Source organism: Veillonella sp. CHU594 (genome assembly GCF_003992265.1).
GTDB lineage: Bacteria > Bacillota > Negativicutes > Veillonellales > Veillonellaceae > F0422.
Genome location: NZ_RQVB01000006.1, coordinates 13,522 through 24,809, shown reverse-complemented (window position 1 = coordinate 24,809; position 11,288 = coordinate 13,522). Strand labels below are relative to the sequence as shown.

8 protein-coding genes are annotated in these 11,288 nt (G+C 38.8%); 6 read left to right on the top strand and 2 right to left on the bottom strand.

The features are described 5' to 3' along the window. Positions 1-66: 66 nt before the first annotated feature. The 5 genes from EO111_RS04850 (at position 67) to rsmA (ending at position 6,749) form a co-directional block, all read left to right on the top strand. Complete coding sequence (locus EO111_RS04850) at positions 67-1,629, top strand: Ppx/GppA phosphatase family protein (protein WP_127010892.1); 1,563 nt, start codon at positions 67-69, stop codon at positions 1,627-1,629. Positions 1,630-1,639: 10 nt separating this feature from the next. Beyond that, complete coding sequence (gene ppk1 / locus EO111_RS04845; protein ID WP_127010891.1) at positions 1,640-3,760, top strand: polyphosphate kinase 1; 2,121 nt, start codon at positions 1,640-1,642, stop codon at positions 3,758-3,760. Positions 3,761-4,391: 631 nt separating this feature from the next. Next, on the top strand, positions 4,392-5,042 hold the full coding sequence (locus EO111_RS04840) for a G5 and 3D domain-containing protein (protein ID WP_009372246.1): 651 nt from the start codon (positions 4,392-4,394) through the stop codon (positions 5,040-5,042). A 298-nt stretch (positions 5,043-5,340) separates the two neighbouring features. After that, entirely contained in the window at positions 5,341-5,877 is a 537-nt protein-coding gene (gene rnmV / locus EO111_RS04835) for a ribonuclease M5 (RefSeq protein WP_127010890.1), read from the top strand. Between the two features lie 8 nt (positions 5,878-5,885). After that, entirely contained in the window at positions 5,886-6,749 is an 864-nt protein-coding gene (gene rsmA, locus EO111_RS04830) for a 16S rRNA (adenine(1518)-N(6)/adenine(1519)-N(6))-dimethyltransferase RsmA (RefSeq protein ID WP_127010889.1), read from the top strand. 76 nt (positions 6,750-6,825) lie between these two features. Here rsmA and EO111_RS04825 read toward each other — a convergent pair whose 3' ends face one another. Beyond that, on the bottom strand, positions 6,826-8,070 hold the full coding sequence (locus EO111_RS04825; RefSeq protein ID WP_009372238.1) for a sodium/glutamate symporter: 1,245 nt from the start codon (positions 8,068-8,070) through the stop codon (positions 6,826-6,828). 450 nt (positions 8,071-8,520) lie between these two features. Between EO111_RS04825 and EO111_RS04820 the strand changes: the two genes are divergently transcribed. After that, positions 8,521-9,357, top strand: a complete 837-nt coding sequence (locus EO111_RS04820) for a polysaccharide deacetylase family protein (RefSeq protein WP_009372212.1) — start codon at positions 8,521-8,523, stop codon at positions 9,355-9,357. 192 nt (positions 9,358-9,549) lie between these two features. On the opposite strand, the gene EO111_RS04815 is transcribed toward EO111_RS04820, so the two are convergent. Further along, entirely contained in the window at positions 9,550-11,139 is a 1,590-nt protein-coding gene (locus tag EO111_RS04815; protein ID WP_062403221.1) for a peptide chain release factor 3, read from the bottom strand. Positions 11,140-11,288: the final 149 nt, after the last annotated feature.

Here is an 11,288-nt window from a genome sequence, read left to right as displayed (position 1 = left end):
AGAATGAGAAAGGCACTTTCACAGTAGCATATACGGAAAGTGCCTTTCTGTGTACATAGGAGACCTATGAAACGAGTAGCATTAATAGATTTAGGATCAAACTCAGTACGGTTTGTCATTTCAGAAATTACAGATTCAGGCAGTTATCGCTTGGTATATCAACAGAAGGAGTCCATTCGCCTCAGTGAGGGTATGTGGACTCATCAAATGTTGACAAAACCTGCTATGGAACGCGCCATTAAAACATTGAAAGCCTTGTCGCATATGGCAAAGGCTATGGGAGTTACAGAGATTCAAGGTATTGCTACAGCGGCTGTGCGATTGGCCACAAATGGTAATAGCTTTATTCGTCGTGTATATGCAGAAACAGGGATTTCTTTACGTGCCATTAGTGGAGAGGAAGAGGCATATTTAGGATTTTTAGGTGTTGTCAATACCATAGGATTAGATGATTTTATTGTATTTGACCTTGGTGGAGCTAGTATAGAAATTAGCTTAATTGAAAATCGACAATTAAAAAAATCTGTTAGCCTTCCTATGGGGGCTCTTGTGATGACAGGACAATTTAAATCGGGTCATGAGTTTACAAGTGCCGAATACGAAGCTATGGTGCGTTATATCCAAGAGGTATTGCATCGTGAAAGTTGGTTGAAACATGCCAAATTACCTCTTATTGGAATTGGAGGGACAGCCCGAAATATTGCCAAAATGGACCAACGGGAGAAAAATTATCCCATCCCTAAACTGCACAATTACAAGGTAAAAAAAGCGGGTATGGAGGCTTTGTTTCATCGGGTGAAAGAAACACCGTGGGAGGAACGGAAAAAGATTTCTGGGTTATCTGCGGAACGGGCCGATATCATCGTAGCAGGTATGGCCATTATTATAGAATTGATGGAGCATACAAGGGCATCGTCTATGATTGTCAGCGGTTGTGGCTTGCGGGAAGGGCTATTCTTTCAGTATTATGGAGCCAACTATTCAGCAGAGAAGTATGGGCTACCATGTCTTCAAAAAAATGGCGTTGTAGATGATATTGTGACCCACTCTACTTTAAATGTACTGCGTTCTTTCACGCCTCACGATGTGGACCATTCCTTATATATTGCGAAACTGGCAAAACAGATTTATAAACAATGGAAAGAACTAATGCCAGAAGGAGAGCGCTTAAAATTAATCTTGAAAGTAGCTTCTTTGCTCCATGATTTAGGAAAACAAATCAACTATTACAGCCATGCAAGACATAGTGCATATATGATTATTAATAGTAATCTCTATGGATTATCTCATCGAGAGCAATTACTCAGTGCTTTTATTGCATCCTATTCCCATGGAGCAAACAGTAAATTTATTAAGCAGTCTCCGTATCTCTCCGTACTAAAAGAAGGGGATCGAGAGATGATACAAAAATTGTCCTTTCCCTTAGCCTTAGCAGAAGCTTTTGAAGAAAGTCATGAACGTACCATACGTTCCTTTCAAACGTATATTACAGATAAACAAATAGATATGCATGTTGAGGTGAAAGAATTAAGCCATATTTCTATGATGGAGATGGCTATCGAAAAATTAAAAAAGCAGTGTAAGAAAGAATTTAAACGTGAATTAGTGATACATTGGAAAGTTCGTTAGGAGTGATACTATGAAAGACTTTGATAATCCAAAGTATTATTTTAATCGTGAATTGTCTTGGCTGAAGTTCAACCAACGAGTCTTGCAAGAATCTATCGACAGAAGTAATCCACTCATGGAAAAACTACGATTTCTGACCATTGGCAGCTCTAACCTAGATGAATTTTTTATGATTCGCGTATCTGGACTGCGTCATCAAGAGCAGAGTGACATTATTAAATACGATGCCGCCCATATGGATGCCAAAGCACAATTAAAAGCCATCAGTGAGGCTACAAAAAAATTAGTATCCTTGCAATATATGTACTTTCACGATATTCTAAAACGATTACAAAAAGAAGGTTTACACTTTATCAAAGTTAAAGATTTGAAAGAAAGTGAATTACATTGGTTATACCAATATTTTCGTACGCATATCTTTCCCGTCGTTACGCCACTAGCTGTGGATGCGAGCCATCCCTTTCCATTCTTGGTGAATAAAACATTAAACTCGGTGGTGAAGATTCACCCTATCCATGATAAGGATCAAGAGAAGATGGCTATTTTGCCAATTCCCTCTGTATTGAATCGAATTATTGAAGTACCGAATGATGTGCATCGTCACTTCGTTATGTTAGAAGATGTCATCAACTATTATTGTGAAGATTTCTTTGTGGGTCATCATATCGATTCCTTTACCACCTTCCGTGTCACACGTGATGCGGATTTAGACATCGAAGAAGAAGCAACGGATTTACTGCGGGAGATTGAAAAATCTCTTCGTCGGCGTCGTCGTGGTGAAGTGGTACGTGTGGAAGTATGTGAGCATTACGATCCACAGTTATTGGAATTTGTTTTGCAAGGATTGCAGGCAAAAAAAGAGGCCGTTTATATAGCAGAAGGAATCTTAGACGTAGCCTCCTTTGGCGAGTTTTGTAATTTACCTGGCTACGACCATTTGCGATATCCTGCTTTTACACGACGAGAACTTCCTTGCGTAACGGAGCGAGGGACTTCAGCTATCTTTGATTATATCCGCGAAAAAGATAGACTCTTGCACCATCCATTTGATTCTTTTTCCGTGGTGGAAGAGTTTGTGGCTAGAGCAGCTGTAGACCCTGATGTACTGGCTATCAAGCAAACCTTGTATCGTGTCAGTGGGGATTCTCCCATCGTAGCAGCGTTGGTGAAAGCAGCAGAGCTAGGCAAACAAGTTACCGTGTTGATGGAAGTTAAAGCTCGCTTTGATGAAGAAAATAATATTATTATGGCACGGCGTTTAGAAAAAGCTGGCTGTCATGTTATTTATGGCTTAAGAGGGCTTAAGACGCATTCCAAAATTACTATGGTGGTCCGTAAAGAAGGCGATGTACTACGCCGATATATGCATTTTGCTACAGGCAATTATAATGGGAAGACTGCTAAATATTATACAGACTGTGGCTTATTGACCTGTCGTGAGTCCTATGCAGATGATAGTTCCCTATTCTTTAATACCATCTCTGGATATGCAGAATCACAGCAGTGGCAGCATCTTATTGTAGCTCCATTGACTTTGCGATCGTCTTTAATGGATTTGATTGAGGGAGAAATTCATGCTGTAGAACAAGGTAAGGGCGGGCATATCATTGCAAAGATGAACTCTTTACTAGATAAAGAAATCATTGCTAAGTTATACGAAGCTTCTTGTAAGGGGGTCAAGATTGATCTCATCGTTCGTGGTATATGTACCCTTAGACCGGGGATTGAGGGGGTTAGTGACAATATTACTGTGCGATCCATTGTGGGGCGATTCTTAGAACATCATCGTATTTTATATTTTAAGAATCATAGCGAGAGTCCCTATTATATTTCTAGTGCTGATTGGATGCCACGGAATTTAAATGATCGAGTGGAATTAATGGTTCCTGTAGAAGATATGGCTTTACAGAAAGAATTACAACACATTTTAGAAGTTTACTTAGCGGATAATCAAAAAGCCCATGTCATGCGAGCTGATGGTTCTTATCGTAAGGTCATTGCTAAAGAAGATAAGGTATGTGCCCAACTTTCATTTCTGAATCCTAAGGATATGGAGACAACAGAAGGTATAGCCGCATTAGGCGTGTGGGAGCCAATTTTAGAATTTGACAGTACTGATCATGCTAAGTAAAGGCATAGGACTGGAAATACTTTGCAGCATATTAGATATAAGTATATACCATGTTTTAAAAGATTATGAAAGGTACTCAAAGGATGTCTATATGCGTGAAAATGTAGTGAATAAATAGTCCATGATAGCAGTAAAATAAGATATAATTGATGAAATTAGCTGTAAATAACACGATTCGTGAAATTTATGGCTAATTTTTTTAAATGTACTATGGACAAATTATGATTTTTAGGAATGGGGTATTACTAAAATGCGTATCATATCAATTTTGCATTATCAATAGAACAGGGCTATTTTAAAAATACAATATATACAACCTAATCATAGATTGTATGCTATATGATGCTTATGGATATAGTTATACACATACTTTCTGATGGGTGTCAGTTAAGGGTCTATTATATGTTAAAACTATAGATAATTCAGTAATTATCAAAATGAGAATATTTGAGCATAATTAATAGCTGAATTAATCAAAATAAAATGTCTTTATATAGTGGACTAAAAATGAAGAGAGAATTCATTTTTAAATAAATAATATACTAAAAAATGGCTTTAATGGGCGTTTTTGGAGCGTATGTTTGACTTTATCTATCCATCTATGGTAGAATGCCAACCATGGAGGTAATAGATGACAAATCAATTAATACAGAAAAAGCAAAAAGCAGTGCTTATGCTCACACTGTTACTAGTAGTCTTTGTTACAGTCTCAGGCTTTATGTGGAATCATGGATTCCAAACTACGAAGATAGAAACACGAACAGTAGAAGTGCCAGTAGTGGTACAATATGAACGAGTAGATACTTTACCAAAAGGTGAAGAAAAAGTTTTACAAGAGGGTACAGTAGGACTTGATGAAGTGGAAGAAGAAATTCACTATAAGCAAGGCGATGTGATAGACACAAAAGAATTACAACGTAAAACGATTACTCCAATGCAACCAAAAGTGGTTCAAGTTGGTACTCGAGAAGTAGAAGTCTCACGTTCTTATGATCGTGTGAGAGAAGTCATTACAATGGAGGCTACAGCATACTTGCCAACAGATGGTGGTGGAGATGGTATTACTGCCACAGGTATTCGTGCTCGTCATGGAGTAGTAGCTGTAGATCCTAATGTGATTCCTTTAGGAACACGAGTATATATACCTGGATATGGTGAGGCCATTGCTGCCGATACAGGTGGAGACATTGTTGGGAATCGTATTGATGTAGTGTTAGAAGACTATGGATCTGCCATGCAATTTGGACGACGCACAGTAGATGTGTATATCCTCTCTTCTTAGTCTATGTATCTATGGCGTTTTGTTTTTAACTTTATATTGATAGAAGAGCACGGCACATTCCTTCACAAACGGCACTACGTAATGTTTGTTCAGGAACATGCCGTGCTCTTCTGCATGTTTAGACTTTAAAAGTGAACGCCATAGATTACTACGTCTAATTGCGTTCGTCTCGGAGCAGCGTTATTTGGCAATTTTGGGCTATGTATGATTTGTTGTTAGATGTAGTATGATTTGTTAGAGCATGCCATAGGTTTCGATGTATGGTATAATAATAGAATACTATATTGTGGAGGAGCTTATGTTAAAACAGGTCTTGGTGGTTGAGGGAAAATCAGATATTCAACGGGTGCAACAAGCCTTAGAGGTGGAGTGTATTGCTACGGAAGGGTTTAATTTGCGTAAGCCTGTGCTCAGTCGGATTAAGGATGCCTATGAAAAGAGGGGTATCATTATTCTGACGGACCCAGATTATGCAGGTGAACGGATTCGTCGTTTTTTGACGAAGCGATTCCCTTTGGCTCAGCATGCCTTTGTACCACGTGAAGAAGCCTATGCCAATGATGATATTGGGATTGAGCAGGCAAGCCCTGAATCCATCCGTAAGGCCTTAGAAGTGCTTCATATAGAATCTATGGAATCTTCAGAGTTGTTTACGATGCAAGATTTAGTACAACATGATTTGAGTGGAGGTCCTAGTAGTGCTGCTATGAGGGCTCGTATTGGTGCTAAGCTGGGTATAGGCTATGGGAATGGGAAGCAGTTTTTGTATCGATTAAATCATTACGGTATCAGCCGTGAAGCATTTTTTGAGGCACTTTCAGAAGAAATACAGTAGGAGAATACATGATAGAATCAGTCATTGCAAGTCCAGAGGTTGTACATTATATATGTAAACGGTTTGGCATTCAAATGAGTAAAAAATTAGGGCAAAATTTTTTGATTAAGCGCACTGTGGTGGATAAGATTGTGCAGGCTGCGGAATTAGAAGTAGGCGATGCAGTGTTAGAGGTAGGTCCTGGGATTGGTACCTTAACGCAAGGTTTGGCACAAAGTGGGGCTAATGTTACCTCTGTAGAGCTAGATAGACGTTTGTTAGAGGTCTTAGACACGACCTTAGAGGCATACGATAATGTACGCATCATTCATGGGGATGTTTTAAAAGTCAATATCCCAGAATTAATGGATCATAAACCGTTCAAGGTAGTAGCGAATTTACCATACTATATTACGACACCAATTATTATGTCTTTACTGGAATCTAAATTACCTATTGAACGATTAGTGGTAATGGTGCAAAAAGAAGTGGCAGAGCGTATGATTGCTAAGCCAGGTACAAAAATGTATGGTGCTTTATCGGTGGCGGTGCAATATTACACAGACCCATATATTGTCATGGATGTGCCACCTAAGGCGTTTTTACCGGCTCCTGAGGTGACTAGTGCCGTGATTTGTTGCCCATTGCGCAGTGAACCACCTGTGAAAGTCCATAGTGAAGCGTATTTCTTCCGTGCTGTGAAAGCAGGTTTTGCACAACGCCGTAAAACGTTTAGTAATACGATGAAGACCACTGGATTGAGTAAAGAAGTCATCGAAGCTATTTTGGCAAAAGCTAATATTGATGGATCACGTCGTGGAGAGACATTTACATTAGATGAATTTGCTCTTATCGGCAATGCTTGGTATGAATTGGAGCAAAAGAATACATAAGTACAATATAAAAAAGGATTCTACAACAGAGATTGTAGAATCCTTTTTCGTTTAGGGTAGTATATGGAAACATTGATTAAATCAATTTTGCCATAAATGTGATTAAGAATGCGTTAGTAAAGTCGATGAGGAAGGCACCTACTAAGGATACGACTAACCATGCTTTTGGAGATGGGCCGTATTTAGAAGCCAAGGACAACATGTTTACTAAAGCATTTGGTGTAGCACCTAGACCGAAACCAATAGCACCAGCACCTAACATAACGGAATCGTAGTTGCGTTTGAACAACCAGTAGATTAAGTATGCGAAGATAGTAATCAACACCATTTGTGCAGCTAGGATTGCCATTAATGGTAATGCTAAATCTACTAATTGTGCTAATTTCAAGCTGTTGATTGCCATTGTAACGAAGATACTTAAGGAAACATTAGAAACAGCATCTAGTGCAGCACTGTTGATTGTAATATGACCAGTGAAGTCAGCATAATTTCGGATACATGCACCGACGATCATTGCCCCGATGTAAGCTGGTAATGGACCAAATACGGAAGATAGAAGGGCACTCACAAGTGTACCGAGACCAAGAGAAATACCTACGAAAGCAATGACATGCATCAAGGAATGTAAATCGAATAATTTACTTTCACTATCGGATTCATTAATATCAATACCGTCAGCTTCTAATAATTCAGGATGATCTACTGGAGTAGGGACATTGTGCATTTTGATGATACGGTCACCTACAGGAGCACCTAATAATGTACCAGCCACCATACCGAAGGTAGCGGCTGCGATAGCAGCGGAAGCCACGCCAGGGATACCTGTTAATTCTTCAAAGTGAGGACCGAAGGCACCAGCTGTACCAAGACCACCCATCATAGAAACGGAACCAGCCATAATACCAAAGATTGGTTCAATACCCATAGCTTTCGCAATTAAGATGCCAGCGCCATTTTGGAAGACAATCCAGATAGTACACACAATCCAGAAGAAGATAATAGCGACGCCACCTTTTTTAAGTACGTTTAGACTTGCCATAAGACCGATAGTGGTAAAGAAAGCTAGCATTAAGAATGATTGTAAAGCACCATCGAAGGTAATGTTTACGATTTTATAATAGGATAAGAATGCACATAAGAATGCAAATGGTAAACCACCTACGGCTGGTGCAGGCATGCTCACACGCTGTAAGAATGGAGAATGTTTTTTGATAAATTCCCCTAAATACAATGTGACAATAGCTAATGCCACCGTTTGAATCATGGACAGTTTTAATGTCCAGATTCCATTGACTAGACTCAAGTCGATAAGACCTTTCATAGTACAACCCCCTTTGGAATAAGAAGCACATTAGATAAAACTTATGCCTTTATCATAGCATGAAATAGGGGGCTTCGTCATAGTGATTTTTGGCACTATAGTGCTTTGTATGCGCTCTTTTCATAGATTCTAAATGTAATAAAAAATAGATTAATTGTAAACAATGATGCTATAAATTCTATAGAATGTAGAGAAATGAGTAGATAGTGGCATATAGATAATAATGCATGATGTATACATACCAATATTATAATGAAAAAAAATCATAAAATTAATGCAAAAAAAGTATAATAATAAAAGGAAATATGATGAATAATTCTATTACTATATGTCAAACTTATGAAAAATAACTGATAAGTTTAGCGAAGTGTGGTACTATAATAAGGATAGATTTACATCGCTATTTTAATTTTTATGTATTAAGTAAAGTTACTGACACGTGAGGTTAATGTGAAACGAATTATTTTAGGTATACTAGGGCTAATTGTGGTCATCGGTATATATTTAGGAATACAGTATCAGCGATCTTGGGATTACAAAGCTGTAGGTGTACCAGTTTTAAATTATCATCGAATCGATACAGGTATACGTCATTCTTTGGTGGTTCCCCCAGAAGAGTTTAAGAAACAAATGCAATATCTCCATGATGAGGGATATCATACAATTACTATGGATGAGTTATATGATTACATGACAAAGGGAACGGAATTACCTGATAAACCAGTTCTCATTACATTTGATGATGGCTATATTGATAACTATAAGTACGCATTCCCTATTTTAAAAGAATACAATATGAAAGCTACCTTGTTTATGATTACTAGTGCATTTGGTGAAAGTCGCTTTGTCAATGTAGAACAGTTGAAAGAAATGCAAGCTAATGGAATCGATATCCAAAGCCATACGGTGAATCATAAAGACTTGCGAAGTATGTCCCTAGACCAAGCACGTGATGAATTGATTGGCTCAAAAGCGGTGTTAGAAGATCGTATGAAGCATCCTGTTCGTTACATTGCGTATCCAGGTGGGTTTTCCAATAAAGATATAGATAGGATAGCAGAAGAAAGTGGGTATCGTATGGCTTTTACAGTACAAGCAGGGAATGTAGAGCCAGGACAGAATCTATTTAATTTGCCACGACAAGCTGTATTCTTCAATGACACACCATTTCAAAACTTTTGGGTTCGATTACATTATCCATGGGAAAATGCCTTTATGTGGCGCATCCATGATAAATTACTAGAGTGGAATCTAAAAGGATTAGCAGATATGGAGCCGTTATTTTAGGAACTTTTCTGATACAAAAATATCAGCAAACTTGCAATAAGAAATAAAAATAAACATATACTAGAGCATATTAAAACCGCCTAGATGATACGAGATAGTATCACCTAGGCGGTATTTACGTTTACTATATATGGGGGTGAACAAATAAGAACAACCACATCGATAGGAATACGATTTTAGTTGTATTCGCACTTATGCTTCTATTTTAGGGGTATGTAAGAAGGTAACATCTGGATTACGCTCTACAACCCAACCCATTTGCCATTCATTGGAGATAAGAACGACGAGACGACCACGGTTATCTTTTACGATCATGGCATTGTCCATACCTTTTAAGCTGTTTACATCTACTTCACCATCGATCCAACGAGCTACGCCATATGGTAAGGAGTTGTTCACAAGATCAACGCCGTATTCGTGTTTCAAGCGATATTGTAATACTTCAAATTGAAGCATACCTACAGCACCTACTACGAAAGAATCCATGGAGTAGAGGGGTTCAAAGATTTGTACAGCCCCTTCTTGCGCTAATTGAGTCATACCTTTTAAGAATTGTTTCCGTTTCATAGAATCTTTTGGTGTCACACGAGCAAAAAATTCTGGAGGGAACACAGGGAAGTCACTGAATGTCACTTTGTGATTGGATGCACATAAGCTATCACCTACACCCATAGTACCTGCATCGAAGACACCAATGATGTCCCCTGGATAGGCTTCATCAATGATAGTACGCTCTGTGGCTAAGAATTGCTGTGGTTGAGATAAGCGTAAGGTTTTACCAGATTGTTGGTGAAGTACATTCATGCCTTTTTCAAACTTACCAGAACAAATGCGCATGAATACAATGCGGTCATGATGGTTCGGATTCATGTTGGCTTGGATCTTAAAGACAAAGGCAGAGAAATCTTCAGACGTAGGTTCTACCGTTTCCTCACGGGCTACACGTGGGGCTGGCATAGGAGCTAACTCCAAGAATTTTTCAAGGAATGGTTTAACCCCAAAGTTTGTCATCGCAGAACCGAAGAACATAGGTGTTAATTCACCAGCTTTTACTTTGTCTAAATCAAAAGCATCACCAGCCACGTCGAGAAGTTCAATGTCATCGATTAAGGATTGATGCACCTCTTCCCCTAATAGCTCACGGAATGCTGGGTCGTGCACATCGCCTTTGGTGGAAGCTAGCTTTTTTTGACCATGGGATTCGTCTTTTTCAAATAATTCTACAGTATTCGTTTCCCGGTCATATACCCCTTGATACTCGCCGTTGATGCCCACAGGCCAGTTCATAGGAACCGCACGAATGCCAAGAGAGTTTTCAATTTCTTCCATCAAGTCAAATGGATTGCGTCCGAAATGGTCAATCTTGTTGACGAAGGTAAAAATAGGAATGCCACGTTCTTTACAAACGGCGAATAGTTTTTTCGTCTGCGCTTCCACACCTTTTGCCACGTCGATCAACATGACAGCGCTATCTGCTGCCATTAAGGTGCGGTAGGTATCTTCAGAGAAGTCTTGGTGACCAGGCGTATCTAGGATGTTCACACGATGACCATCGTAATCGAATTGCAATACAGAACTCGTCACAGAGATACCACGTTGCTTTTCAATTTCCATCCAGTCAGATACGGCATATTTTTGTGTTTTTCTAGATTTAACAGACCCTGCCAAGTGGATAGCACCACCGTATAGCAAAAGCTTTTCCGTCAATGTTGTTTTACCCGCATCTGGGTGAGAAATGATGGCGAACGTACGGCGCCGAGTTACTTCTTCTAAAAATGTCATAATTCACCTCTATAAATACATGTGTATGTTATATACTTTCATATCTTTAAAATTATATACTATTTGAACCCTCCCTGTATAGGATATGATACTGAAAGTTGAAAAACGGCAGATATGGTTATGAATAAGATAAGTCATAGGTTTATAAA

Excerpts from the sequence above, each read along its gene's own strand:
- EO111_RS04850 (WP_127010892.1), top strand. The coding sequence starts at position 67 with ATGAAACGAGTAGCATTAATAGATTTAGGATCAAACTCAGTACGGTTT.
- EO111_RS04815 (WP_062403221.1), bottom strand. The coding sequence starts at position 11,139 with ATGACATTTTTAGAAGAAGTAACTCGGCGCCGTACGTTCGCCATCATT.
- rsmA (WP_127010889.1), top strand. The coding sequence starts at position 5,886 with ATGATAGAATCAGTCATTGCAAGTCCAGAGGTTGTACATTATATATGT.
- EO111_RS04825 (WP_009372238.1), bottom strand. The coding sequence starts at position 8,070 with ATGAAAGGTCTTATCGACTTGAGTCTAGTCAATGGAATCTGGACATTA.
- ppk1 (WP_127010891.1), top strand. The coding sequence starts at position 1,640 with ATGAAAGACTTTGATAATCCAAAGTATTATTTTAATCGTGAATTGTCT.
- rnmV (WP_127010890.1), top strand. The coding sequence starts at position 5,341 with ATGTTAAAACAGGTCTTGGTGGTTGAGGGAAAATCAGATATTCAACGG.
- EO111_RS04840 (WP_009372246.1), top strand. The coding sequence starts at position 4,392 with ATGACAAATCAATTAATACAGAAAAAGCAAAAAGCAGTGCTTATGCTC.